Here is a 23,603-nt window from a genome sequence, read left to right on the forward strand (position 1 = left end):
AGGGCGACTTAGATGAGGAGTTCTGATGACAACCAACATCTCCACCACCGGCACCGGCACCGGCACAGCGCGCGTCAAGCGCGGGATGGCCGAGATGCTCAAGGGCGGCGTCATCATGGACGTGGTCACGCCCGAGCAGGCCAAGATCGCTGAGGACGCCGGTGCGGTGGCCGTCATGGCGCTGGAGCGGGTCCCGGCCGACATCCGTGCTCAGGGCGGCGTCTCGCGCATGAGCGACCCCGACATGATCGACGGCATCATCGAGGCCGTCTCGATCCCGGTGATGGCCAAGGCCCGCATCGGCCACTTCGTCGAGGCGCAGGTGCTGCAGAGCCTCGGCGTCGATTACATCGACGAGTCCGAGGTGCTCACGCCCGCGGACTACGCCAACCACATCGACAAGTGGCAGTACACCGTGCCCTTCGTGTGCGGTGCGACCAACCTGGGCGAGGCGCTGCGCCGCATCACCGAGGGTGCGGCGATGATCCGCTCCAAGGGTGAGGCCGGCACGGGTGACGTCTCCAACGCCACGACCCACATGCGTCAGATCCGGCAGGAGATCCGTCGCCTGCAGAACCTGCCGGAGGACGAGCTGTTCGTCGCGGCCAACGAGCTGCAGGCGCCGTACGAGCTGGTCAAGGAGGTCGCCGAGGCCGGCAAGCTGCCGGTCGTGCTGTTCACCGCCGGCGGCATCGCGACTCCGGCCGACGCGGCGATGATGATGCAGCTCGGTGCCGAGGGCGTGTTCGTCGGCTCGGGCATCTTCAAGTCGGGCAACCCGGCTCAGCGAGCCGAGGCGATCGTCAAGGCCACGACGTTCTACGACGACCCCGACGTGATCGCCAAGGTCTCGCGCGGCCTCGGTGAGGCCATGGTCGGCATCAACGTCGACGACATCCCGCAGCCGCACCGCCTCGCCGAGCGCGGCTGGTAGGCACGAAGTCACGACGGAACGACTTGGGGAAGCACAACCGAATTCCATCTCGTTGCGGTGCTCCAGGCGTTGTCGGCGGCGACCACGGCGCTGTGGCCGCTGTTCGTGCTGGGCGGGGCGATGGCGGTTTGCGCCGTTGGTGCGCCGATCCTGGTCGCACATGCGGCCACCCTTTCCGCGCCGGCGCAGCGGGGCGCGGTCACCGGCAAGGTCATGAGCGGGGTCTTGGTCGGGGTCCTGCTCGCGCGCACCGGCGGGTCACTGGCTGCGAGCGCGGCGCACAGCTGGCGAGGCACCTTCGCCGCGGCCGCGGCGGTCGCTACCGTGCTCGTCGCGGTGGTCTGGCTGTGGCTGCCCGACTCGACCCAGCGCGCCCCGGTCCGATACTTCAGCCTGCTCGCGTCGGTCGCAGGACTGACGCGTTCCAACGCGGTGCTGCGCGGCCGGTGCCTGCTCGGATTTTTCACCTTCGCGGGATTCAGCGCCTTCTGGTCGTGCATCGCGCTGCGCCTTACGCAGCCCCCCTACCACTACGACGTTAGCGCCATCGGGGCCTTCGGACTGCTCGGCGCGGCCGGCGCGGCCGGAGCCCGGGTCGTCGGGCCGCTGTTGGACCAGGGCCGGGGCCGTGTCGTCACGATCGGTCTGCTGATGACGGTGCTGACCAGTTGGGTCTTGTTCGCCATCGGCGGCGGCCGCCATTTGGCCGCTGTGATCGCCGGCACGCTACTGCGACCTCGGTGTACAGGGGGTGCAGGTGTCCAACCTCGCAGCGATCTTCGGCGCCGGGCCGGGTGCGCGCGGTCGGGTGACCATGGCCTACACGAGCACCTACTTCGTGGGTGGCGCCATCGGCGCAGCGGTCGCGGCGACGGCGTACTCGCAGCGCGGGTGGCCCGGAGTCTGTGCCGCGGGAGGTGTGCTCGCGGTCGTCGCGTTCCTCATCGGTGTCCGCGAGGCGAGCCGCAAGACGGACGCGGACGAACCGATCCACGCCGGCCAGACCGCCGCCGCTCGCTGACGGCCCGTGCCATGATGACTGTCTCTCCCAGCCGTCGCGCAGAGCTCGGCGAGTTCCTCAAACGCGAACGGGCCTCCATCGCGCCGGACGCCGTCGGCTTCTCCACGACAGGTCGGCGGCGGCGCACCCCTGGTCTGCGTCGCGAGGAGGTCGCGGTCCTGGCGGGCATCGGCATCTCCTGGTATTCCTCGCTTGAGCAGGGTCGTGAGATCAGCGTGTCCTACCAGGTCGCCGAATCCCTCGCTTCGGTGCTGTTGCTAACCGATGCAGAGCGGTCCTACGTCTTTGACCTGCTCGGGCTCGTCGACCGGGACCGCCCATCGCAGCCGCCCGCGGACGACCGGTGCTCACCGCGACCGCCCGGCTCGTCCAGCCGAGGCAGCACGACCTCGGCCAACGTCATCAGCGTCTCGACGAGCAGCACGCGCACCTGGTCGCGGTCGAGGGCCTTCTCGCGGACCCACTCCCGCGCCGCCCCCTTGCACAGCTGGGAGTAGACCCGCAGCACGGCGCGCTCACGGTCGCGTCCGGCGGGATCGGAGCTCGGGTCGATGAGGGTCAGGACCGTCCGGGCGACGTCGTCGTCGGCCTCCGCGAGGATGCGCTCGACCTCGGGGTCACCGGCCAGCCCTTCGGCCCCGGCGAGCGCGACCCACGCCTGCGCATGACGGTCGACCACGCCGAGGAACCACTCGACGCCGTCCTCGACGCGCTCGCGCAAGGACCCGGAGGCACTCGGCCGCTCGCCCTCGGGGATGAGCACCATCGCGCGCACCACCTCGAGGTAGAGCCCGCGCTTGGTGCCGAAGTAGTGGTGGATCAGACCGCGCGTGACTCCGGCGGCGTCGGCGATGTCCTGCGTCGACACCGCGGCGTACGGGCGGTCACCGAACACGCGCACAGCGCACCGCAGGATCTGCTGCCGCCGCTCGTCCGGCTCGAGCCGAACTCGCGTCGCGGGCTCTCGGCTCACCACGGGAGGAAGTCTGGCAGGTCGTCGGGGACGCGACGCGGGAAGTGCGGCGCGCGTCGTTCGAGGAACGAGCTGATGCCTTCGGCTGCATCAGGACTCGCGCCGCATCCGGCGATGAGCTGCGAGTCGAGGTCGAACGCCGGCTGCGGCGACGGCAGGGCGCTCATCTGCCGCAGAGCCTGGCGGATGACGGCGACCGAGACGGGCGCGACCGAGTCGGCGAGCTCGGCCGCGAGCCCGAGGGCCCGGTCGAGCACGCGGTCAGCAGGCTGCAGCTCGGTCACCAGGCCCGACGCGAGAGCCTCGTCGGCAGCGATGAGGCGGCCGCTGATCATCCAGTCGGTGGCTCTGCCGAGTCCGACCAGGCGGGGCAGGAACCAGGTCGACCCGCCCTCGGGATAGATGCCGCGTCGGGCGAAGACGAACCCGAAACGGCTGTCGTCGGCGGCGATCCGGAAGTCGGCCGGGAGGATCACGGTGGAGCCGACGCCCACGGCGGCGCCACGGACGGCAGCGATCACCGGCTTGTGGAGCTCGTACATCGGCCGGGTCACCCGGCTCGCCGGCTCGACCCAGTCACCCGCCGAGCCCTCGCCGGGTGACGTGAAGCGACCGCTGCTCAGGTCGGCGCCGACGCAGAAGTCGTCGCCGGCACCGGTCAGGACGACGACGCGTACGCCGGTGTCACCCTCGGCCTCGGCCAGCGCCTGGGCGATCTCGTCGGCCATCTGCACCGTGTAGCCGTTGCGTGCCTCGGGCCGGTCGAGCGTGATCACCGCGGTGCGGTCGGCGACGTCGTACGTGATCTGAGTGGCGGTCATGGCACTCCTCACCTCGCGCGTGTGCTCATCGTGGAGGTCCTATTGACACTCTGTCAACAGGGTGCGGATACTCGAACGTACGGCCCGAAGGACCACCTGGAAGGAACTGCTCCCATGAGCACCGAAGCATTCGTGTACGACGCCGTCCGCACCCCGCGCGGACGAGGCAAGAAGGGGTCGTTGCACGGCACCAAGCCGGTCGACCTGGTCGTCGGCCTCGTCGACGAGCTGCGCAAGCGCAACCCGTCCCTCGAGGTCGACCGCATCGACGACCTCGTCCTCGGCGTCGTCTCGCCGGTAGGTGACCAGGGCTCGGTCATCGCCCGCACCGCAGCGCTCGCGGCCGGCCTGCCCGACACCGTGGGCGGTGTCCAGCTCAACCGGTTCTGCGCGTCCGGCCTGGAGGCCGTCAACACCGCCGCGCAGAAGGTCCGCTCCGGCTGGGACCAGCTCGTCATCGCCGGCGGCGTCGAGTCGATGTCGCGGGTGCCGATGGGTTCGGACGGCGGCGCCTGGGCGATGGACCCGGCCACCAACTACGACACCTACTTCGTCCCGCAGGGCGTCGGTGCCGACCTGATCGCCACGATGGAGGGCTTCAGCCGCGAGGACATCGACGCGTACGCCGTCCGCTCGCAGCAGGCGGCGGCCAAGGCGTGGGCCAACGGCTACTTCGAGAAGTCGATCGTGCCCGTGGTCGACCAGAACGGCCTCGTCGTCCTCGACAAGGACGAGCACATGCGGCCCGAGTCGACCGTCGAGTCGCTCGGTCAGCTCAAGCCGTCGTTCGCCACGATCGGCGACATGGGCGGGTTCGACGCGGTGGCCCTGCAGAAGTTCCACCAGGTCGAGCGCATCAATCACGTTCACACGGCTGCGAACTCGTCCGGCATCGTCGACGGCGCGGCCCTTGTGCTCGTGGGCTCGGAGCAGGTCGGCAAGGACCTCGGTCTCACGCCCCGTGCGCGCATCGTCGCCACGGCCACCAGTGGCGCCGACCCGACGATCATGCTGACCGGCCCGACCCCGGCCACCGAAAAGCTGTTCAAGACCGCCGGCATCACCGCCGACGACGTCGACCTGTTCGAGATCAACGAGGCGTTCGCATCGGTCGTGCTGAAGTACCAGCGCGACATCGGCATCCCCGACGACAAGCTCAACGTCAACGGCGGCGCCATCGCGATGGGCCACCCGCTCGGCGCGACCGGGGCGATGATCCTCGGCACTGTCGTCGACGAGCTCGAGCGCCGCGACGCGCGACGTGCCGTCGTCACCCTCTGCATCGGCGGCGGCATGGGCGTCGCCACCCTCGTCGAGCGCGTCTGAGCGCCCCGAACTTCTTGCACACCAAAGGAATTCACGCCATGAGCGACAGCACCATCCAGTACGACAAGGACGCCGACGGCATCGTCGTCCTCACCATCGACGACCCGTCCCAGTCCGCCAACACCATGAACGCCGCGTTCATCGCCTCCCTCAAGGAGACGGTCGCGCGCCTGGTCGCCGAGAAGGACGACATCGCCGGTGTCGTCATCACCTCCGCCAAGAAGACGTTCTTCGCCGGCGGCGACCTCAACGACCTCATCGCCACCACGCCCGACCAGGCGCAGGAGTTCTACGACGGCGTCCTGGCTCTGAAGGCCGATCTGCGCACGCTCGAGACCCTCGGCAAGCCCGTCGTCGCCGCCATCAACGGCGCGGCGCTCGGCGGCGGCCTCGAGATCGCACTGGCCTGCCACCACCGGATCGCCGCTGACGTCAAGGGCGTTCAGCTGGGTCTCCCCGAGGTGACGCTCGGTCTGCTGCCCGGCGGTGGCGGAGTCGTACGCACCGTGCGGCTGCTCGGCATCGCCGACGCGCTGATGAACGTGCTGCTGCAGGGCCAGCGCCACAAGGTCGACAAGGCCCGAGAGATCGGTCTGATCGACGAGGTCGTCGGCTCGGTCGACGAGCTCGTGCCCGCCGCGAAGGCGTGGATCAAGGCCAACCCGGAGGCCGTACAGCCTTGGGACGTCAAGGGATTCAAGATCCCGGGCGGTACGCCGTCCAACCCGTCGTTCGCGGCCAACCTGCCGGCGTTCCCGGCCAACCTGCGCAAGCAGCTCAAGGGTGCGAACTACCCCGCGCCGCGGGCGATCCTGGCCGCGGCGGTCGAGGGCGCGCAGGTCGACGCCGACACCGCGCACGTGATCGAGTCGCGCTACTTCACCGAGCTCGCCACCGGTCAGATCGCCAAGAACATGACCAAGGCGTTCTTCTTCGACCTCAACCACATCAACGGCGGCGGCAGCCGTCCGGAGGGATTCGAGCGCTTCACCGCCACCAAGGTCGGTGTTCTCGGCGCCGGCATGATGGGTGCGGGCATCGCCTACGTCTGCGCCAAGGGCGGCATGGACGTCGTCCTCAAGGACGTCTCGCAGGAGAACGCCGAGCGCGGCAAGGGCTACTCCACAACCCTTGTCGACAAAGCGGTCTCGCGCGGCAAGTCGACCCAGGAGCAGGCCGACGCGCTGCTCGCCAAGATCACGCCGACCGCTGACCCGGCCGACCTCAAGGGCTGCGACCTGGTTATCGAGGCGGTCTTCGAGAGCGTCGACCTGAAGCACCAGGTGTTCCAGGAGATCGAGGACGTCGTCGACGCCGACGCCGTACTCGGGTCCAACACCTCGACGCTGCCGATCACCGGTCTCGCCGAGGGCGTCAAGAAGCAGGAGAACTTCATCGGCCTGCACTTCTTCTCGCCGGTCGACAAGATGCCGTTGCTGGAGATCATCGCGGGTGACAACACCTCCGACGCGACGCTCGCCAAGGCGTTCGACATCGCCCAGCAGATCAAGAAGACGCCGATCGTCGTCAACGACAGCCGCGGGTTCTTCACCAGCCGCGTCATCGGCACGTTCATGAACGAGGCCATCGCGATGGTCGGCGAGGGTGTGCACCCGGCCTCGGTCGAGCAGGCCGGTCAGCAGGCGGGCTACCCGGCCGCGCCGCTGCAGCTGGCCGACGAGCTCAACCTGACCCTGATGAGCAAGATCCAGAAGGAGACCCAGGCGGGCTACGAGGCCGAGGGCAAGGAGTTCTTCCAGCACCCTGCGTACGGCATCGTCGACAAGCTCATCGCCGACGGCCGCAAGGGCAAGCTCGGCGGCGCGGGCTTCTACGACTACGCCGATGGCAAGCGCACCGGGCTGTGGCCGGGCCTCGTCGAGAACTTCGGCGGCACGACCGAGATCCCGTTCGAGGACATGAAGGAGCGGATGCTGTTCGCCGAGGCGCTCGAGACGGTGAAGTGCTTCGACGAGGGCGTGCTGCGCTCGATCGAGGACGCCAACATCGGCTCGATCATGGGCATCGGGTTCCCCGCCTGGACGGGTGGCGTCGCGCAGTACATCGACCAGTACGACGGTGGCGTGGCCGGGTTCGTCGCGCGCGCTCGCGAGCTGGCTGCGGCGTACGGCCCGCAGTTCGAGCCGCCGGCCTCGCTGGTCGCCAAGGCCGAGAAGGGCGAGACCTTCGCCTGATCGCTCACGCCGCTTCTCGGCCTGAGAAATGACGTGAGAAGGGCCGTCCCATCCGTGCGGGTGGGACGGCCTTGGTCGTCTGTGACCTGTGTGACCTCATTCAACTCACCCTTGAACCCCTATCACAACCTCCACTACGTTCGAGCGGGATCACAGCCATTCCATTCCCCTGCGAACGGAGAAGCACGTGAGTAGTGACGATTTCGACTGGTCAGGGATGATCACGAACGCGGCTTACGCGGTCATCATCCTCGTCGTGACCTGGATTCTGGCGAAGATCGTCAAGAGTCTCCTGTCCAAGGTCCTCAGCAAGGTGTCCTTCCTCAACAAGCAGACCGACGGGCCGCCGCTGGCCCAGTCACTGGGCTCGATCGGATCCCTGGTGGTCTGGTTGTTCGGCCTGATCGCGGTCCTCAACCTGTTCAAGCTGAACGGTGCGGTCACCCCGATCCAGGGCATGCTCAATGACATTCTCGGCGCCCTCCCGAAGATTCTCGCCGCCGGCCTGATCTTCTTCATCGGCTTCGTGCTCGCCAAGATCGTCCGCGAGCTCGTGGTCACCGCACTGCAGGCTGCACGCGTCGACCGGTTCGCCGACAAGCTCAACGCCAAGGCGTCCAGTGAGCTCGGCGGCTCGGGTCAGGCTGCTGCCCAGACCGGCTCCCGCGAGGGCGCCTCGGTCGCCGGCTCGGCTCCTCAGGGCGACGGCAACCAGCTGAAGATCTCCACGATCGTCGGCCAGGTGCTGTTCGTCGTCGTCCTCGCCGTCGTCTCGATCGCGGCGTTCGACGCCCTCGGCATCAAGGCGATCTCCGAGCCCGCCACCGAGATGCTGCAGAAGATCCTCGACGCGATCCCGCTCATCCTCGGCGCCGGCATCCTGCTCGGCATCGGCGTGATCATCGCCAAGATCGTCGGCCAGCTGCTCGAGCAGGTGCTGCGCGGCTTCGGCGTCCAGCGTGCGGTCGAGGGCATCGGCATCGACACCCAGGGCCGTGACGTCGCCGCGATCGGCGCCAAGGTCGCACAGGTCGCGATCGTGCTGTTCTTCGGCATCGCCGCCACCAAGATGCTGAACTTCCCCGAGATCACCAACATCCTCAACACCGTGCTCAGCCTCGGTGGTCGGGTGCTGTTCGGTGCGGTCGTCATCGCGGTCGGTGTGGTCATCGCCAACCTGATCGCCAAGACGGTCGGCGAGGGTCAGACGGCGACGATCGTGAAGTTCGCGACCATCGGCCTGTTCGCCGCGATGGGCCTGAAGTACATGGGCCTGGCCGACTCGGTCGTCAACCTCGCGTTCGGTGCCGTGGTCGTCGGCGCTGCTGCTGCGGCGGCGCTGGCGTTCGGTCTCGGCGGTCGCGAGGCGGCTGCTCGCCAGCTCGAGAAGCTGCAGAACCAGCAGGGCGGGTCCAACCAGGGCTGACACCCACTCTCGACGCGACCGGCGTACGACGGGCTACGGCTCGCGTACGCCGGTCGTGCTCTGTCTGGCCTCCAGCACGAAGGGGGCCTGCACCTCGGCGTACGACGCGCCCTCGGCCCGCTGCCCGCGCTCGCCGATGAGCCGCACGGCGTTGGTCGCGATCGCCTCCTTGTCGGGGGCGATCGTGCTCAGCGGCGGCAGGCTGTAGCGCGCCTCGTCCGAGCCGTCGAAACCGATGATCGCGACGTCGCCCGGCACGTCGAGCCCGCTGCTGACCGCCTCGTGCAGGGCGCCGACGGCGAGCAGGTCGTTGCAGCAGAACACCGCGTCGGGGCGGTCGTCACCGGCGAGCAGTGACCGCATCGCGAGGACGCCGTCGTGCCGGTGGAAGCTGTCGGCGCCGGCCACCGCGTGGACGGGCAGGCCCGCGGCCGCGAGGGCCTCGGTGTAGCCCTGCTTGCGCTGGGCGGCCGTCGCACGGCGGGGGTTGTCACCGATGAGCGCGATGCGGGTGCGACCCAGGTCGATGAGGTGCTGGGTGGCGGCGCGGGCGGCGGCGACGTTGTCGATGGCGACGCGGTCGTGGGTGAATCCGGCCGTCTGCTCACCGAGCAGCACCACGGGGAAGCCGTCGGGCAGGTCGGCCAGGTCGTCGGCGAGCAGGCCCTCAGGGCTCACGATCGCGCCGTCGACGAAGTGCGGTCCGAGCGAGTGGATGCTGTCGAGCTCGCGGTCGCGCTCACCGCGGGTCTGCTCGATCAGGACGTTCCAGCCGCCGGTCTGCGCGGCGGTGATGACCAGGCCGGACAGCTCGCCGAAGTAGGGGATGCCGAGGTCGGGGACGACCAGGGCCAGGAACCCGGTGCGGCCGCGGCGCAGGTTGCGGGCGCCCAGGTTGGGCCGGTAGCCCGTCTGGGCGAGCGCGGCCTCGACCTTGACGCGGTTCTCCTCGCGGACGAACGCGTAACCGTTGACGACGTTGGACACCGTCTTGACCGAGACGCCGGCCAGCTCGGCGACGTCCTTGAGCGTGGCCACCATGAGCCCCTCCTCGCGATGCGCACCTCCGGGAGGCGACGCGTCGTCCTGCGCAGCGGGCCTCGATGTTTCGCGCAGCGTAACAACGTGGTGGATCGCTTTACAACGACGTGCCAACGTTGTAAAAAGACGGGAGCTCGATGTGGCGCGCATCACACGACGCCAGGATCGGGCCCGCCCATCCCGTGTCCTAGGAGTGCACATGCTCGGCACCACCACATCGCGACGCCACCCGGGACTGCGTACGGTCGCCACGGCCGGCGTCGTCGCGCTCGCCTGCTCCCTGACGGCGTGCTCCAAGAGCGAGTCCGACTCGAGCTCGACGGGCGGCTCCGGCGGCTGCTGTCGCAGGCCCGACCCGGACGCCGTAGGCGAGCCCCCAGGGCGAGCCGCGAGACCTCCGTAGCCGCGAGGGTGGGGTCTCCCTGTGCGGGACCTGGTCTCGATACGCCCTCCGCTAGCGCTCCGGGCTACTCGACCAGCGGTGTGCTTGGACTACTCGACCAGCGATGACCGCCGGTGCAGGCGCACGATCGAGTCCGAGCGGGTGCCGGTGCGGCCGTCGGAGACGAACGGGCTCGAGATCTCCTGGTCGAGTGCGACCGTCCAGACCTGCTCGGGAAGCGCGAGGTGCCCCAGCAGCTGAGCCGTCGACAGGAATTCGTAGTGGTCGTGCCCGCCGCTCACCTTGCGCATCGCCTCGCTGCGGTGCGAAGGCCGCTCGTCGGGCCCGCCGTCGTCCCAGACCGGCCAGCCGGCGTGGCTGCCGATCAGCAGCGCTCCCCCGGGCGCGACGGCAGCGGAGGACCGTCGCAGGATGCGAACCCGCTCGTCGGGCTGCTCCATCGGCGAGTGCAGGAACTGCGCCGACACCAGGTCGAACTCACCCTCGGGGAAACCCTGGTCGAGATCGCACTGCTGCCAGTCGATCCGACCGACGATGTCTGCCCCGGCGCCCGCTGCGTGGCCACGCGCACGGTCGAGCGCGACGTCGGAGATGTCGACGGCGGTGACCGCCCATCCCTGCTCGGCCAGCCAGATCGCGTCAGCGCCCTCGCCGGCGCCGAGGTCGAGGGCGGTCCCGACTTCGAGGCCCGAAACCCCTTCCACCAGAAGGCCATTCGGCTTGCCGCTCCACACCGCGTCGCGTTCGCCGTAGAAGTCGTCCCAGAACTGCTGGGCGTTGTCGTAGGTCATCGTGCGCCTCCTGAGCGTCGCTCTCATCGGCGACCGGTCGTCGTACGCCGGCCGCACCTTCCCGACGAGAGTGCGCCCCTGGCGTACGGACGGGCAACAAACCTTGCCGAAACAGCAAGCCGCATCGCGTCTTCGGGTCGACCGGTCGGGCACGAGGAGGGGGTCGGGCGGACGCTGTGCACTGGTTCGCCTGGTGAACCAGCCTGTGCGCCGGCTCACCACACGAACCAGTGCACAGCGGTCCCCCGACCCCTCTCGCCGGGGCAGATCTCCGGCTCGACGGGAGCGATCAGAGGAAGTCGAGCGGCTCGAACTCCTCGATCGGGATGATGCGGATGCGCTTGAGGCTGGTGTTGAACGCGCCCACGTCGTACTCGAGGTCGAAGAACTCCAGCCCCTGGTCGGCCAGCGCCACGAAGCCGGCGTTGCGGAACTCGCGGAACGCGATCAGCCCCACCCGGCGCCCGTCGCAGACGTCCTCGAGCTGCGGCAGGAAGTCACCGTCGTGACTGACCAGCATCAGGTCGGCGTCGCGCTCGGCCAGCGCCTCGATGGTGCGCTGGATGGCGATGTCGACGACCTTCTCGTGGGGGCCACCCGACAGCGGGATCGGCTTGTACCCCAACGCCGTCAACGCCTGGATGAACGACATCGGCAGCTCGCCGTTGGCCGCCAGGAAGAACAGCCCCTTGGCCGGCTGATGCCACCGGTCCGCGGCGAACTTCAGCACCCGGTCCCAGCGCGGGCGCTCCTCGGGCTGGGGTCGCCGGCTGAGGATGGACGTGCCGAGCGTGGCGTCGATGTTCTCGCCGTCGACGAGCACGTACGTCGTCCGGTCGCCCTGGTCGCTCATGCGCTCGACCCTAGTCCGCCCCGCCGCTCGAGTCCGGCTCCCCGCCGGTCGAGCCTTCCGCTGGTTGAGCCGGTCCGAGGCGCTAGCCGAGGACCGTGTCGAAACCAGGCGACAGGAGGGGAGACCCGGCCGGCCGTCGTACGAACCCGCCTAACCTGAACCGGTGACGACCTGGACCATCGCCGGAGACCTGACCCTCGAGCCCGCCGACCGGCGTACCGACCTGCTGGCGCCTCCCGTCGCGCAGGCACTCGCGGCAACCGGCAGCGACCAGCCCGTCGCCGTCGCCGAGATCGACCTGGAGCTGGCCGACACCGCGGCGTTCTGCGCGACGTACGGCTCACCGCTGGACGCCTCGGCCAACTGCGTCGTCGTGGCCGGCAAGCGTGCGGGAGAGGTGAGGTACGCCGCCGCGATGGTTCTCGCGACCACGCGCGCCGACGTCAACGGTGTCATCAAGCGCCTGCTCGACGTGCGCAAGGCCTCGTTCGCCCCGATGGACGAGGCGGTGTCGCTGACCGGCATGGAGTACGGCGGCATCACGCCGGTCGGGCTGCCCGACGGCTGGCCGGTGTACGTCGACCGCGCCGTCGCCGACGCGCCCGAGCTGGTCATCGGCAGCGGCATCCGCGGGAGCAAGCTGTTCGTGACGGGTGCGTTCCTCGCGGGCCTGCCGGGCGCCCAAGTCATCGACGACCTCGCCCAACCCGCTGGTTGAGCTGGCCTCCGCTGGTTGAGCCGGGACGAGCCGCTAGGCGAGGCCCGTGTCGAAACCCGGTGCCACGTCCACGGGAGCCAGCTCAGGGCGCTTGGCGACGCGGCCATCAGCCGACGACCGGCCGCGCACGCGGCGTACGATCCACGGCCCGAAAAACCCTGCCAGCCAACGGGTTTCGACGATCATCCGATCATGAAGACGCTGCGGCGCCGCCGGTGGGAGCGGCCTGGTCCACGCATCATCGAAGCCAGGCAGTCCGACGGCCTCGGCCATGCCCGCTGCGATCCGTTGGTGTCCAAGGGAATTCGCGTGCAGACGATCGCTCGCCCAGATCCGGGCGTCGGTCACGGCAGCGTGTGGTTCTGCGTCGAGCACGTGCACGTCGTACTGGCGCGCAAGCCTGCGGATGCGCTCGTTCAGATCGATCACCCTGCCGCGCAACGGTTTTGCGAGCGGAGCGATGCGCCCGACGTCGGGGAAGGTGCAGGTGGCCACGACGGCTCCCGACTCGCGGAGCGCCTTGAACATGACCTCGAGGTCGGCGGTGACCGCATCGGCGTCGTACGACGGTCGGATCAGATCGTACATGCCGGCGACGACCGTGGCGATGTCGGGCTTCAGCGCGAGTGCTGCGTCGAGCTGGGTCTCCCGGATCTGATGCGCGCGCAGGCCGCGAACCGCCAGATTGGCATACGCGACAACGGGATTCGTTGCTGCCAGGTGCTCGGCGGAGCGGTCGGCCCAGCCGCGTACGCCGGTCGTGTCGTCGCCGTCCCACAGGCCTTCGGTCTGACTGTCGCCGAGGGCGAGGTAGCGCGAGTACTCAGGCATGAATTCGGTTCCTACGCTTGATGATCGACGCGGCGCGGTCGCACCAGTCGGCGTTCTCGCGCTCGAACGTCCGGCCACGCAGACAGGTGAGGAACGGGCCGATGCGGTCGCTCGTGGCGAGGAAGTCGTCCTCGCTCCGGTCTCCGCGCATCTGGTCGAGCAGACTGTCGAACAAGCGAATCTTCGCCTCTGCAAACGCTTTTCGCTCGTCCAGTCTCTCGACGACCGTAGCGGGGTCCACGCCGTCGACCGCGTGCACCATGACGACGAGGTCGTCGCGCATGAACGACGGCTTGGCGCCGGCGTCGACGTACGCCTGCAGCGCCGCGTGGCCGCTCTCGGTGACGGTGAAGAGGCGCTTGTTGGGGCGGCTGTCCTGGACGACCTCGCGACCCTCGATCAGGCCGGCGTGCTCGAGGCGGCCGAGCTCGGCGTACAACTGCTGCGGCAGCGCGTGCCAGAAGTTGGCGACTCCGACGTCGAACGCCTTCGCCAGCTGGTAGCCGCTCAGCTCGCCGGTGAGTAGTGCGGCGAGCACGGCGTGCTTGAGGGCCATGGGGCTTCCCTTCCGTTCGACGTCGACATCCAGCATACTCAAGAATATGACTAATCATGTTTCTGACCCAGCTGCAGCGTTCCGTGCCGGCGTGGAGGCGGGCGATCTGGACGCGATGGCCGCGACGCTGCACGACGATGTCCGGCTCTACAGCCCGGTGAAGTTCCAGCCGTTCGAGGGCAAGGCCGCTGTCGTCGAGCTGTTCGGGGTGCTGCTGCGGACGTTCGAGGACTTCCGGTACGTCGGTGCGCTGGCCGGGCAGGTCGAGCCGGCTTTCGCCGGTGCGGACGCGCATGAGGCGGACGTGCTGATCTTCCGAGCGACAGTGCAGGGCAAGGAGATTCACGGCATGGACATGCTCAACATCGGCCCGTCCGGCCTGATCGAGGAGTTCACGGTCATGGTGCGTCCGATGACCGCGACGCAGACGCTCGGCCAGGCCGTCCTCGACGGCTTCGCCACCACCGCCGACTGAGCCAGCCACCTCCGCTGGTCGAGTAGGACGGAGCGCTAGCGGAGTCCGTATCGAGACCAACGCGACCGCGATGACCATCCCGACCCACCGGCGTACCGTCGAAGCATGGATCCGCAACGGGCACGCAGGATCTGGCGCAAGGCGAACCCGCGCAACCTCGAGCTGGCACCGTGGGTGCCGATGATGGTGACGCTCGAGACGACCGGCCGGCGGTCAGGGCTGCCGCGTCGCGTGCCTCTCGCCAAGGGCCCGATCGACGGCGACGTCGCGTGGCTGATCTGCGTGCACGGCGAGCGCGCCGACTATGCGCGCAACATCGCCGCCGACCCGCACGTGCGCCTGCAGATCGGGCGCACCTGGCGCACGGGCGCGGCGACGCTGCGACCGATGGACCCTGACATCCGGGCGCGGTTCAGCGTGCTCGCGCGGATGGGGAAGAGCGTGTCCGAGTACGACCCGCGCCTGCTCCGCATCGACCTCGACCCCCGCTGACAGTGCGTCGAAACCCCCACCTCTCGCCCACCCCACCCCGTCCGCTGACGAGACCCCCACCAACCGTCGGGGCTTTCGTCGGCCGAAGGGGCCCGCTCCCTGTGCCAAACGAGGCGGCCGCGTGGGAGCATCGGATTCAACGAAAGGGTGCGCATGTCCGAGTCCGAGGGTGTCTCTGCCTGGCTGCTGATGGCTGCCGGCGAGAACCGGGGGCATGGAGGCAACGCCGGATATGACGACCAGTCCGATGTGTACTACACCTGGGACAGTACCGTTCACCAGTACGCACATCTCAAGGTCGGTGATCCGATTGCCATCTGGGAAAAAGGGCGTCTGCTCGGTACTTCTGTGATCGAGGACATCATCGAGCGAACAATCGAGAAACAGCTCTTCCGCTGCCCTAGATGCGCGATGGCAGCAATCCACGAACGAGCGAGGAAAGAGCCTCGTTTCAGGTGTAGCAACTGCAAGAACGAGTTCGACGAGCCGACCGTCATCGTCAAGCAGGTCACCGAGTACCAGTCGCGACATGATGCGGCCTGGACTCCGCTGGAGGGCACCCTCGCTCGGCATGAGTTGCGTGAATTGTGCGAGAAGCCGAAGAGCATCGACAGTATGCGGCCGCTGAAGTGGTCTGCCTTCGAGGGGGCGTTACTGGCTCGCGGAGCGAACGCCGCGGTTGATCGCGTGGCGCAAAGGGCGCCCGATATCAACTTCGCCCAAGGCCACCATCTGCGTCTTGTGCGGGTGCGTCGCGGACAGCAGAAGTTCCGCGCCCGTTTGCTCGACGTCCAAGGAACGACATGCGCGTTCACTGGCAGCGCCCCTCCACGCGTTCTTGAAGCAGGCCACCTCTACAGTTACGCGAACCTCGGCGTGCACCACGAACACGGCGGTCTGCTGTTGAGGCGGGACATTCATCGGCTGTTCGACGACGGCTCCTTGGCGGTCAACCCGAGCGATCTCCGTATCGATGTATCGGACGAGCTCGAGAGCTATGACCAGTACGCATCGCTGCACGACCATGAGTTGCAGACGAGACTCACTGATGCCCAGGTCAATTGGCTCGCTGATCACTGGGTCGAGCATCGTGCGAGCTGAGCTGCGATTCAGCTACGGGAGCTGACGCGCTGGACCGGTCGGCGTACTCATGACGCATGGCACTCAGACTCATCGGCACAGCTGCGACCGGCTACCGCACGACCGACCACCGCGATGAGATCGCGATGCTGCGCGTGAGTGCTCGATTCCGAGAGCGCTCGCTCCTCGAACATCGAGCCCGGCTGGCGGCCGCGGCGCTGCTCGCCTGTCATGACGACACGAGCATCAGCCTCGACGACTGGATCGAGCCGCGCGCACTGGTCGAGTACCTGCTCGGCCGTCCGATCCTCAAGAACCAGATCTAGCCGACCCTTCTCGGAGCGGACGACCCTGCGCGTACGGAGTCAGACGCACGCCCGAGGGTCGTACGGTGCCCCGAAACGACCCGGCGATCACGAAACGACCCGCGGATCAGCGGAACGTTTCGCAAAGTGCGGGTCGTTTCGGGGCACCGGCACCGTCGAGCGGGTGGGCACGACCTGTGCCGTCGTACGCGGGACCAGCGCGCGCTTCTGGTGGGAGAATCGCGGCGGCGACAGGGCAGGCAGGAGCAGTGAGGACGAAGGCGAATGAGGGTCGTGGTGCTGATGTTCGGCACTGTGGGCTGGGGCAGTCTCAGCGAGACCGAGCGCGGGTCGTACTACGCACAGCACCGCGCGTTCGCTGATGCCGTCGACCAGCGCCCCGGCTGTCGGCTCGTCGGCGGCAACGCTCTGACCGGCGGCGCCGACGCCACGATGGTGCGGTTCGCCGGCGCGCACCAGGCGGTCACGCAGGGCCCCTACGCCGGGGCCACCGATCAGCTCGGCGGCTACTACGAGGTCGAGGCGCCCGCGACCGGCGACGTCCTCGAGCTCGTACGCCACCTCCCGTCGAGCTACACCATCGAGATCCGGCCGGTCCTCGACTCCGCCTGAACGCAGGTATCACTCTCCCCCACGCGCGGCTCCTCACCTCTGAGAGGACCAGCCATGACTCAGCCGTTCACCCATGATGTGGCCCGCCGGTACGACGCGTGCTTCGCGCCTGCGGTGTTCGTGCCGTTCGCCGCGGTCACCGCCCGCCTCGTCGCGGAGTCACAGCCGCGCGACGTGCTCGAGCTGGCGTGCGGCACCGGACGCGCGACCGTCGCGATTGCCGCCGCGCTCCCCGGCGCACGCATCACGGCCACCGACATCAGCCCCGACATGCTCGACTACGCCCGCCGCAACCGCTGCGCCCCCAACGTCACCTGGGAGCTGTGCGACGCGACGGACCTGCCCTACCCCGACGCCTCGTACGACGTCGTCGCCTGCCAGTTCGGGGCGATGTTCTTCCCCGACCGTCCGCTGGCGTACGCCGGGTTCAGGCGCGTGCTGCGGCCCGGTGGTCGGCTCGTGCTCGTGGTCTGGGACGACGCCGAGAGCCACGCGTTCGCGCGGATCCTGATGGAGCGGCTGCGCGCCATGATGGACGACCCGCCGCAGTTCCTCGAACGCATCCCGCACGGCTATCACGACCCTGCGCAGATCGAGGCCGACGTCGTGGCGGGCGGGTTCTCCGACGTGAGCGTCACCCGTTCGCCCTACTCGACCGGCGGTTTCGGCGAGCCGCACGGGCAGGTGAGTGGGCACCTAGCGATCAGTCGGTAGCCGGAGGCGAGCCAGCTCCGTGGCGATCCGGGCCGCGAACCTGTCTTCCGACTCGTCGCGCTGCAGGGTGAACTCGTGCACCGACTGCCCAGCGCTCGAGGTGACTGACGCCTTGACGACCGGGCTGTTCCACGGCCACGCGGAGATCCAGTCGATCGTGGCCCGATGGAACATCGTCATCGACTCGTACCGCTGGTCGTACATGCCGAGACGCACCCGCACGTCGCGAGCGACGCGTCGGCCCACGCCTTCGCCGGCAGGAGGATCGCTGGCGGCGCCGTCAACGGCATCGAGGTACGCGTGCAGGTCGAACTGGTACGAACGACGCAGGGTTTCGTCTTTGGTCGCCTCGACAGGCTCCCAAAGGACCTCCTTGCCAGATCGGCGGATCGACATCTCGAGCGACCCACAGCCCGTCTCTCCGCAAGAGCAGACGCCGATGATCACGCGGTGAGCACCGCGGGCAGGAAAGAGTCGCGTCGACAGCGGGGGCAATAGGTGATTCGGATCTCGACCCTGGCTGTTGCTGTAGTCGTCGAGTAGGTCGGCACCGTCGATGAGCGGCCGCAACGTGACGGCGTCATCGACGATCGCGTACCGGAGCTGCAGAGTGTTCATGTGGCCGGCCGGCGTTTGTGGTGCCGTGTCCCCGTGCGAGAGATGAAGCCGCAAGCATAGGCGCGGCCCGGCGGGGGCAGTGCGTATCGAGACCAGGTGCGCGGTCACCGTGGTCTCGGGTCAGGGCGTCGGTCGACAGGAGTTCGGAGAGGAGTGTGCACTGGTTCGCGTGGTGAGCCAGTGATCGGCGGTGGCTCACCACACGAACCAGTGCACAGGGACCGCTGACCCCATGACTTGGCGGGCAAGCAGGCGAGCCGCCGCCCTCGCTGGTTGAGCCGGGCCGGAGCGCTAGCGGAGGCCCGTGTCGAAACCGGTGCACGCGGTCACCGCGTTTCGACACGGGCTCGCCCTGGGGGCTCGCCCGGCTCAACCAGCGGGTCGGCTCAACCAGCGGCGTCGGCCGACCGGGCGTCCGGGTCAGCGGGCAGCGAGCTCGGCGGGCTCGGCGTCGGCGGCGGGGTCGAGCCCGCGCGGCAGGCGGGTCAGGGCGACGACCACACCGATCACCATGAGCACCGCGGCGGCGATGACACCCCAGTGCATACCGGTCATGTACGCCGACCGGCCGGCTACCGCCAACGCCTCACCGGCCTGACCGGGCACCTGCTGAGACACGGCCAACGCACCGGCGAGCGTGTCCGACGCGTGCCCGGCGTGCTCCGGCGCAACACCCGCCGGGAGCGAGAACGCGTGCCGGTAGCCGGCGTTGAGCAGCGACCCGAGCACCGCGATGCCGAGAGCACCGGCCAGCTCGGTCGAGGTCTTCAGGAACCCCGAGATGGTGCCCGCTCGATCGGCGGGCACGGTGCCGACGACGTACTCCGTGACCAGCGTGGCCACGGTGACGATGCCGGCGGCGAGGGTCGCTCCGATCAGGCACACCCAGGCGGGCGAATCAGCCTGTGTCACAAGCAGACTCACGAACCCGACACCCGCCACACACAGCGCGACCGCCATCACGTGCGGCCGACCGAACCGCGCAGCCAGCCCGGCCGCCATCGGCCCGACACCACCCACGACGAGCGACGGGGCGAGGCTCCACAGCGCGGCCTCGAGCGGCCCCTTGTCGAGCACCTGCTGGAGGTACTGGGTCAGCAGGATCGCGTTGCCGACGAGACCGGCCTGGGCGATGACGTTGACCGCGACCGATCCGCGCAGACCCGGCCGACGCAGCAGGTCCAGGTCGAGCAGCGGGTGGGCGGCGGTGCGCTGGCGCTGCACGAACAGCCAGCCGACCGTCGTACCCACGACCACCGCGACCACGGCCCGCACCGACCAGCCGTCGGCCGCGAGCTCCTTGACGCCGTAGATGAACGGCAGCACCGACGCGAGCACCAGCGCCGTGCTCAGCAGGTCGAGCCGCCCGGGCGAGGTGGCCCGGCTCTCCGGCAGCAGCCGCGGTGCGACCAGCAGGAGCAGCAGCATCACGGGCACGTTGATCAGGAAGACCGAGCCCCACCAGAAGTGCTCGAGGAGTACGCCGGACAGCACGGGTCCGAGGCCGACGCCACCGGCCATGACGGCCGACCAGATGCCGACGGCCTTGGCGCGCTGGGTGCGGTCGTGGAAGACCGTGCGCACCAGCGCCAGCGTCGAGGGCATCAGGGTCGCGCCGCCGACCCCCATGAGGGCGCGTGCGGCGATCAGCATCTCGGCCGAGGTCGACCAGGCGGCCAGACCGGACGCGACGGAGAACGCCGCGACGCCCATCAGCAGCAGTCGCCGGCGCCCGATGCGGTCACCGAGCGCGCCCATCGTGAGCAGCAGCCCGGCGAGCACGAACCCGTAGATGTCGAAGATCCACAGCTGCTGGGTGGCGCTCGGCTGCAGGTCCTCGGCGATGAACGGCACCGCGAAGAACAGGACCGACACGTCCATGGCGACGATCAGCATCGGCAGGCAGAGGGCGGCGAGGGCGATCCACTCGCGGCGTCCTGCTCGGGTGGGACTGGTGGTGCTCATGGCCGTGGCCTTTCTGTGTATGACATACACATGTATGCGATACACAGAAAGTACGCCCACAACCGTGTATCGCGCAAGCAGTAATTCGATCTAGGCTGGCGACCATGTCCGAGAAGGCCCCCGAGCTGCCCCCGATGCCGCGCTACCTCCAGCTGATGTGGGGCCACGAGCCGAGCGGTCGGCGCGGCCCACGCCCGACGCGGACCATCCACGAGATCGGCGCCGCCGCCGTCGCGCTCGCCGACCGCGAGGGCCTGGACGCCGTCTCGATGAAGGCCGTCGCCGCCGAGCTCGGCCTCACCACTATGTCGCTCTACCGCTACGTCGACTCCAAGGACGAGCTCACGTCGGTGATGATCGACCTGGCGTACGGCGACCCCGACCTCGCCGCCGTCGAACGCGGCCCCTGGCGCCGCCGCGTCGAGGCCTGGGCGCGCGGAGTCTCGGCCGCCTGCCAGCGCCACCCGTGGTCGGCCGACGTGACGTTCAACGGCCCACCGATCACTCCCAACGCGCTCGGCTGGATGGACTCCGGCCTGCGCGCGCTCGCGCCGACGAGCCTGACCGAGCAGCAGAAGCTCTCCAGCCTGCTCGCCCTCGACGGCTACGTCCGCAACTTCTTCCGCACCAGCCGCCAGCTCGGCGTCATGCCCGGCGCCGACCCCGAGGCCGGTGAGGCCGCCCGCACGTACGGCCGCCGCCTCGCCGAGCTCGTCGACCCCGAGCGCTTCCCCGCGCTCGCCGGCGCCCAGGCCGACTTCGAGGACGACGACGCCGACTTCTACGAGACCGAGCTCGCCTTCGGGATCACGCTCTTCCTCGACGGGATCGACGCCCTCGACCAACGAGCCGGGTCCGCAGACGCGAGCGACCGGCGTACGGGCGGCGCCAGAGGCCGGCGTACGAGCACGGAGGCCGGCCGATGAAGTCGCCCGTCCCCGACTACCTCGACGAGATCCTGCGCGCGTGCGGTGACGACGACGGTGCACCCGCCGACTACATCCCGCAGCTCGCGGCGGCCGATCCCGAGCGGCTGGCGGTCTGCGTCTCGACCGTCGACGGCCACCTGTACGCCTCGGGAGACGCCGACGCCGCGTACTCCATCCAGTCGATCTCCAAGCCGTTCGTCTACGCGCTCGCGCTGCTGGAGCACGGCCTGGACCACGTGCTCGAGAGGGTCGGCGTCGAGCCGAGCGGTGAGGCGTTCGACGAGCTGTCGCTGGAGAGCGACTCGCGCCGCCCGCTCAACCCGATGATCAACGCCGGCGCCCTCACCGCCCACGCGCTCGTCGGTGAGCCGGGTGACGACGCCGACGCGCGGTTCGCCCGGATCCACCGGCTGATGTCGGACTGCGCGGGCCGCGAGCTCGACGTCGACGAGGGCGTGTGCGCGTCCGAGATGGAGACCGCCTACCGCAACCTCGCGATCGCCAACCTGCTGCGCAGCTACGACGTGATCAACCAGGAGCCGCTCGACGTGGTCAGCGGCTACACCCGCCAGTGCGCGGTCTCGGTGACCACCCGCGACCTGGCGATGATGGCGGCCACGCTCGGCTCGGGCGGGCGACAGCCGATGACCGGCAAGCAGGTGCTGCCGCCCGAGGTGGTCCGGCAGGTGCTCAGCGTGATGATGACCTGCGGTATGTACAACGCGGCCGGCGACTGGATGTCGACCGTCGGCTTCCCCGCCAAGAGCGGTGTCTCGGGCGGCATCCTCGGTGTGCTGCCGGGCCAGGTCGGCATCGCGACGTTCTCACCGCGCCTGGACGCCCACGGCAACAGCACGCGCGGCGTCCGGCTGTGCACGCGCATGTCCGCCGACATGGGGATGCACATCATGCAGGCGCCCGAGCCGGCCCGCGCGACCGTACGCCGCGACCGCACCCTGCGCGGGCCCGACGGGTCGCTCGTGCGCGTGGTCAGCCTGCAGGGGTCGATCCAGTTCAGCGGCGCCGAGCGGGTGCTGCGGATCGTCGCCGACGGCGACCCGGTGGCCGGGTTCGTGCTCGACCTGCGCCGGGTCGCCTCGACCAATGGCGTCGCGCGCCGGATGCTGGCCGAGCTCGTCCGCCGGCTGCAGCTCGACGGCACCCAGGTCGCGCTGCTCGACCCGGGCTCGTTCCTGCCGCTGCCGGACGACGCCGTGGTCACCCAGCCGCGCCGGCTCGACACGCTCGACCGGTACGCCGAGCACGACCGCGTCTGAGTCCAGCCGGAGCCGACTACCCCGCTGACCGTGCGACCACCCCGGGTGAGGTGCCCGGTCATCTCACCCGGGGTGGTGACTCTTCGGGCGGGGTAGTCGGATGTCGAGGACGAGTGCGCGGGTCCGACGTTGCTGGTGAGATGGCCGCAACGGTCGTCCGCGACACGAGGAGCACCCGATGAAGTACGTCATCCTGATCCACTCCAACCCGCAGCCGTGGGGCCACCCGACCGGTGACTACGTCCCCGAGCAGCAGTCCAGGTCGCAGGCTGAGCGCGAGGCCGGCAACGCGGCGTTCGAGGCGATGCTGACCGAGCTCAGCGAGAGCGGTGAGCTGCAGGGCGGGCAGGCGCTCGGCGATCCGGCGACCGCGCGGCTCTACCGCTGGGAGGGTGGACGCTCGGTGGCGACCGACGGCCCGTACGCCGAGGCCAAGGAGCACCTGGCCGGGTTCTTCCTGATCGACGTGGCGAGCCAGGAGCGGGCCGAGGAGGTCGTGGCGGCGTTCTCGGGGCCGGGCGAGACGATCGAGCTGCGCCCGATCTGGGAAGGCTGACCCAGGGGGCGGCTCCGCATCCGTGAGCCCGTGTCACCGGCCCGGCTGCCCCGGCCGATAGTGCAAGCCTGCACCTGTCAGAGCATCCGGACACGTGCAGGCTCGCACTATCGGCGCGCGGGGTCGATGGCCGGACGGCAGCGGCGGCTCAACCGGCGGTGCTGCTCAGGTGCCGTACGTCTGGGCGCGGTGCTCGCGCCAGCGTTCGAGCATCGCGGGCATCTCCTCGGTCAGGAAGTCGAAGAAGTCGGCCATCATCGCCATCCGTACGCCGGCCGGCGTGGCCGGTCCGAGGCGCTCGGCTCCGTCGGACATCACGTCGCGCCACCGCTCGACGACCGACCCGCGGTGCACGAGCGCCTCGTACCACATGTCGTTGCTGAGGGCGTAGACGTCGCGCCGGCTGCCGGCCGGGCGACTGCGGCGCACCATGTCGACCTGCTCGAGGTAGCGCACCGCCCCGGAGATCGCGCCGGCGCTCGACTGCAGGGCGTCAGCCAGCTCGGCCGCGGTCATCTGGCCCTCGTCATCGGCGGACAACGCCGCGAACACGCGAGCCGGCATCCGGGGCATGCCGCTGCGGGACAGCTCTTCGCCGAGGTCGTCGACGAAGCGGGCGCGATCGGCGTCGGGGGCCTGGGACTTCGGCATGGGGCCATCTTGACACGAC

At 69.3% G+C, this 23,603-nt stretch carries 25 protein-coding genes and 2 pseudogenes; 17 read left to right on the plus strand and 10 right to left on the minus strand.

Annotated elements, in window-relative coordinates; genetic code table 11:
• The first annotated feature begins 25 nt into the window (after positions 1 to 25).
• The 4 genes and pseudogenes from pdxS to VV01_RS24980 all read left to right on the plus strand — a co-directional run.
• Complete coding sequence (gene pdxS, locus VV01_RS19215; protein WP_050671301.1) at positions 26 to 934, plus strand: pyridoxal 5'-phosphate synthase lyase subunit PdxS; 909 nt, start codon at positions 26 to 28, stop codon at positions 932 to 934.
• A gap of 120 nt (positions 935 to 1,054) precedes the next feature.
• A pseudogene (locus VV01_RS24975) lies at positions 1,055 to 1,606 on the plus strand (MFS transporter); the annotation flags it as partial.
• A gap of 85 nt (positions 1,607 to 1,691) precedes the next feature.
• Positions 1,692 to 1,955, plus strand: coding sequence for a hypothetical protein (locus VV01_RS24040; RefSeq protein WP_197275110.1), 264 nt, complete (start codon positions 1,692 to 1,694; stop codon positions 1,953 to 1,955).
• Positions 1,956 to 1,969: 14 nt separating this feature from the next.
• Positions 1,970 to 2,221: pseudogene (locus tag VV01_RS24980) on the plus strand (helix-turn-helix domain-containing protein); the annotation flags it as partial.
• An 11-nt stretch (positions 2,222 to 2,232) separates the two neighbouring features.
• Here the strand turns inward: VV01_RS24980 and VV01_RS19230 are convergent.
• The gene (locus VV01_RS19230; RefSeq protein ID WP_071606455.1) at positions 2,233 to 2,931 is read right to left on the minus strand and encodes a TetR/AcrR family transcriptional regulator; all 699 of its coding nucleotides are present in this window, start codon (positions 2,929 to 2,931) and stop codon (positions 2,233 to 2,235) included.
• On the minus strand, positions 2,925 to 3,749 hold the full coding sequence (locus VV01_RS19235; protein ID WP_050671304.1) for an enoyl-CoA hydratase-related protein: 825 nt from the start codon (positions 3,747 to 3,749) through the stop codon (positions 2,925 to 2,927). The genes VV01_RS19230 and VV01_RS19235 overlap by 7 nt, the downstream gene beginning before the upstream one ends.
• Before the next feature lie 114 nt (positions 3,750 to 3,863).
• Here VV01_RS19235 and VV01_RS19240 point away from each other — a divergent pair, with 114 nt between their 5' ends.
• The 3 genes from VV01_RS19240 (at position 3,864) to VV01_RS19250 (ending at position 8,696) form a co-directional block, all read left to right on the plus strand.
• A complete protein-coding gene (locus tag VV01_RS19240) occupies positions 3,864 to 5,075 on the plus strand; it encodes an acetyl-CoA C-acetyltransferase (protein ID WP_050671305.1) in 1,212 nt (403 codons plus the stop codon).
• A gap of 38 nt (positions 5,076 to 5,113) precedes the next feature.
• Positions 5,114 to 7,270, plus strand: a complete 2,157-nt coding sequence (locus VV01_RS19245) for a 3-hydroxyacyl-CoA dehydrogenase NAD-binding domain-containing protein (protein ID WP_050671306.1) — start codon at positions 5,114 to 5,116, stop codon at positions 7,268 to 7,270.
• A 187-nt stretch (positions 7,271 to 7,457) separates the two neighbouring features.
• On the plus strand, positions 7,458 to 8,696 hold the full coding sequence (locus tag VV01_RS19250; protein ID WP_157508952.1) for a mechanosensitive ion channel: 1,239 nt from the start codon (positions 7,458 to 7,460) through the stop codon (positions 8,694 to 8,696).
• A gap of 33 nt (positions 8,697 to 8,729) precedes the next feature.
• Here the strand turns inward: VV01_RS19250 and VV01_RS19255 are convergent, their stop codons facing one another.
• From VV01_RS19255 to VV01_RS19265, 3 genes are all read right to left on the minus strand, one after another.
• A complete protein-coding gene (locus VV01_RS19255) occupies positions 8,730 to 9,737 on the minus strand; it encodes a LacI family DNA-binding transcriptional regulator (RefSeq protein WP_050671308.1) in 1,008 nt (335 codons plus the stop codon).
• 492 nt (positions 9,738 to 10,229) lie between these two features.
• A complete protein-coding gene (locus tag VV01_RS19260) occupies positions 10,230 to 10,931 on the minus strand; it encodes a class I SAM-dependent methyltransferase (protein WP_050671309.1) in 702 nt (233 codons plus the stop codon).
• 289 nt (positions 10,932 to 11,220) lie between these two features.
• On the minus strand, positions 11,221 to 11,784 hold the full coding sequence (locus tag VV01_RS19265; protein WP_050671310.1) for an NYN domain-containing protein: 564 nt from the start codon (positions 11,782 to 11,784) through the stop codon (positions 11,221 to 11,223).
• 163 nt (positions 11,785 to 11,947) lie between these two features.
• On the opposite strand from VV01_RS19265, the gene VV01_RS19270 reads away from it, so the two are divergent.
• On the plus strand, positions 11,948 to 12,502 hold the full coding sequence (locus tag VV01_RS19270; RefSeq protein WP_050671311.1) for a YbaK/EbsC family protein: 555 nt from the start codon (positions 11,948 to 11,950) through the stop codon (positions 12,500 to 12,502).
• A gap of 33 nt (positions 12,503 to 12,535) precedes the next feature.
• Here the strand turns inward: VV01_RS19270 and VV01_RS19275 are convergent, their stop codons facing one another.
• Together VV01_RS19275 and VV01_RS19280 are read right to left on the minus strand one after the other, a co-directional pair.
• Positions 12,536 to 13,411: an SGNH/GDSL hydrolase family protein gene (locus VV01_RS19275; protein ID WP_231635282.1), complete on the minus strand. Its 876-nt coding sequence runs from the start codon at positions 13,409 to 13,411 to the stop codon at positions 12,536 to 12,538.
• The gene (locus VV01_RS19280; protein ID WP_050672036.1) at positions 13,326 to 13,889 is read right to left on the minus strand and encodes a PadR family transcriptional regulator; all 564 of its coding nucleotides are present in this window, start codon (positions 13,887 to 13,889) and stop codon (positions 13,326 to 13,328) included. Before VV01_RS19280 ends, VV01_RS19275 begins: the two co-directional genes overlap by 86 nt.
• A gap of 46 nt (positions 13,890 to 13,935) precedes the next feature.
• Between VV01_RS19280 and VV01_RS19285 the strand changes: the two genes are divergently transcribed.
• The 6 genes from VV01_RS19285 (at position 13,936) to VV01_RS19310 (ending at position 17,588) form a co-directional block, all read left to right on the plus strand.
• Entirely contained in the window at positions 13,936 to 14,364 is a 429-nt protein-coding gene (locus VV01_RS19285; RefSeq protein ID WP_050671313.1) for a nuclear transport factor 2 family protein, read from the plus strand.
• 105 nt (positions 14,365 to 14,469) lie between these two features.
• Positions 14,470 to 14,856: a nitroreductase family deazaflavin-dependent oxidoreductase gene (locus VV01_RS19290; RefSeq protein ID WP_050671314.1), complete on the plus strand. Its 387-nt coding sequence runs from the start codon at positions 14,470 to 14,472 to the stop codon at positions 14,854 to 14,856.
• Positions 14,857 to 15,009: 153 nt separating this feature from the next.
• A complete protein-coding gene (locus VV01_RS19295) occupies positions 15,010 to 15,957 on the plus strand; it encodes an HNH endonuclease signature motif containing protein (protein ID WP_050671315.1) in 948 nt (315 codons plus the stop codon).
• A 56-nt stretch (positions 15,958 to 16,013) separates the two neighbouring features.
• Positions 16,014 to 16,262: a hypothetical protein gene (locus VV01_RS19300; protein WP_050671316.1), complete on the plus strand. Its 249-nt coding sequence runs from the start codon at positions 16,014 to 16,016 to the stop codon at positions 16,260 to 16,262.
• A 264-nt stretch (positions 16,263 to 16,526) separates the two neighbouring features.
• Positions 16,527 to 16,874 carry a YciI family protein gene (locus tag VV01_RS19305; RefSeq protein ID WP_050671317.1) on the plus strand — a complete coding sequence of 116 codons (348 nt, stop codon included), beginning with the start codon at positions 16,527 to 16,529 and terminating at the stop codon, positions 16,872 to 16,874.
• Positions 16,875 to 16,928: 54 nt separating this feature from the next.
• Positions 16,929 to 17,588, plus strand: a complete 660-nt coding sequence (locus tag VV01_RS19310) for a class I SAM-dependent methyltransferase (protein WP_050671318.1) — start codon at positions 16,929 to 16,931, stop codon at positions 17,586 to 17,588.
• Here VV01_RS19310 and VV01_RS19315 read toward each other — a convergent pair.
• Together VV01_RS19315 and VV01_RS19320 are read right to left on the minus strand one after the other, a co-directional pair.
• Complete coding sequence (locus tag VV01_RS19315) at positions 17,571 to 18,314, minus strand: hypothetical protein (RefSeq protein ID WP_157508954.1); 744 nt, start codon at positions 18,312 to 18,314, stop codon at positions 17,571 to 17,573. The genes VV01_RS19310 and VV01_RS19315 overlap by 18 nt on opposite strands.
• 312 nt (positions 18,315 to 18,626) lie before the next feature.
• Positions 18,627 to 20,171 (minus strand): MFS transporter, encoded by a 1,545-nt coding sequence (locus VV01_RS19320; RefSeq protein ID WP_050671320.1) that lies wholly within the window; start codon positions 20,169 to 20,171, stop codon positions 18,627 to 18,629.
• Positions 20,172 to 20,275: 104 nt separating this feature from the next.
• Between VV01_RS19320 and VV01_RS19325 the strand changes: the two genes are divergently transcribed.
• The 3 genes from VV01_RS19325 to VV01_RS19335 all read left to right on the plus strand — a co-directional run bounded on the left by VV01_RS19325 (position 20,276) and on the right by VV01_RS19335 (position 22,933).
• Complete coding sequence (locus VV01_RS19325) at positions 20,276 to 21,097, plus strand: TetR/AcrR family transcriptional regulator (RefSeq protein ID WP_071606456.1); 822 nt, start codon at positions 20,276 to 20,278, stop codon at positions 21,095 to 21,097.
• Positions 21,094 to 22,377, plus strand: a complete 1,284-nt coding sequence (locus tag VV01_RS19330) for a glutaminase (RefSeq protein ID WP_050671321.1) — start codon at positions 21,094 to 21,096, stop codon at positions 22,375 to 22,377. The genes VV01_RS19325 and VV01_RS19330 overlap by 4 nt, the downstream gene beginning before the upstream one ends.
• A 178-nt stretch (positions 22,378 to 22,555) precedes the next feature.
• Complete coding sequence (locus tag VV01_RS19335) at positions 22,556 to 22,933, plus strand: YciI family protein (RefSeq protein ID WP_050671322.1); 378 nt, start codon at positions 22,556 to 22,558, stop codon at positions 22,931 to 22,933.
• A 165-nt stretch (positions 22,934 to 23,098) separates the two neighbouring features.
• On the opposite strand, the gene VV01_RS19340 is transcribed toward VV01_RS19335, so the two are convergent.
• On the minus strand, positions 23,099 to 23,584 hold the full coding sequence (locus VV01_RS19340) for a GbsR/MarR family transcriptional regulator (RefSeq protein ID WP_050671323.1): 486 nt from the start codon (positions 23,582 to 23,584) through the stop codon (positions 23,099 to 23,101).
• Positions 23,585 to 23,603 lie beyond the last annotated feature (19 nt).

Origin of the sequence: Luteipulveratus halotolerans (assembly GCF_001247745.1) — a bacterium.
Classification (GTDB): domain Bacteria; phylum Actinomycetota; class Actinomycetes; order Actinomycetales; family Dermatophilaceae; genus Luteipulveratus; species Luteipulveratus halotolerans.

Coding starts and splice junctions, on each gene's coding strand:
- VV01_RS19240 (WP_050671305.1), top strand. CDS start 3,864: ATGAGCACCGAAGCATTCGTGTACGACGCCGTCCGCACCCCGCGCGGA.
- VV01_RS19325 (WP_071606456.1), top strand. CDS start 20,276: ATGTCCGAGAAGGCCCCCGAGCTGCCCCCGATGCCGCGCTACCTCCAG.
- VV01_RS19310 (WP_050671318.1), top strand. CDS start 16,929: ATGACTCAGCCGTTCACCCATGATGTGGCCCGCCGGTACGACGCGTGC.
- VV01_RS19290 (WP_050671314.1), top strand. CDS start 14,470: ATGGATCCGCAACGGGCACGCAGGATCTGGCGCAAGGCGAACCCGCGC.
- VV01_RS19300 (WP_050671316.1), top strand. CDS start 16,014: ATGGCACTCAGACTCATCGGCACAGCTGCGACCGGCTACCGCACGACC.
- pdxS (WP_050671301.1), top strand. CDS start 26: ATGACAACCAACATCTCCACCACCGGCACCGGCACCGGCACAGCGCGC.
- VV01_RS19330 (WP_050671321.1), top strand. CDS start 21,094: ATGAAGTCGCCCGTCCCCGACTACCTCGACGAGATCCTGCGCGCGTGC.
- VV01_RS19280 (WP_050672036.1), bottom strand. CDS start 13,889: ATGGCCCTCAAGCACGCCGTGCTCGCCGCACTACTCACCGGCGAGCTG.
- VV01_RS19335 (WP_050671322.1), top strand. CDS start 22,556: ATGAAGTACGTCATCCTGATCCACTCCAACCCGCAGCCGTGGGGCCAC.
- VV01_RS19285 (WP_050671313.1), top strand. CDS start 13,936: ATGACTAATCATGTTTCTGACCCAGCTGCAGCGTTCCGTGCCGGCGTG.
- VV01_RS19260 (WP_050671309.1), bottom strand. CDS start 10,931: ATGACCTACGACAACGCCCAGCAGTTCTGGGACGACTTCTACGGCGAA.
- VV01_RS19255 (WP_050671308.1), bottom strand. CDS start 9,737: ATGGTGGCCACGCTCAAGGACGTCGCCGAGCTGGCCGGCGTCTCGGTC.
- VV01_RS19320 (WP_050671320.1), bottom strand. CDS start 20,171: ATGAGCACCACCAGTCCCACCCGAGCAGGACGCCGCGAGTGGATCGCC.
- VV01_RS19340 (WP_050671323.1), bottom strand. CDS start 23,584: ATGCCGAAGTCCCAGGCCCCCGACGCCGATCGCGCCCGCTTCGTCGAC.
- VV01_RS19295 (WP_050671315.1), top strand. CDS start 15,010: ATGTCCGAGTCCGAGGGTGTCTCTGCCTGGCTGCTGATGGCTGCCGGC.
- VV01_RS19245 (WP_050671306.1), top strand. CDS start 5,114: ATGAGCGACAGCACCATCCAGTACGACAAGGACGCCGACGGCATCGTC.
- VV01_RS19235 (WP_050671304.1), bottom strand. CDS start 3,749: ATGACCGCCACTCAGATCACGTACGACGTCGCCGACCGCACCGCGGTG.
- VV01_RS19265 (WP_050671310.1), bottom strand. CDS start 11,784: ATGAGCGACCAGGGCGACCGGACGACGTACGTGCTCGTCGACGGCGAG.
- VV01_RS19305 (WP_050671317.1), top strand. CDS start 16,527: ATGAGGGTCGTGGTGCTGATGTTCGGCACTGTGGGCTGGGGCAGTCTC.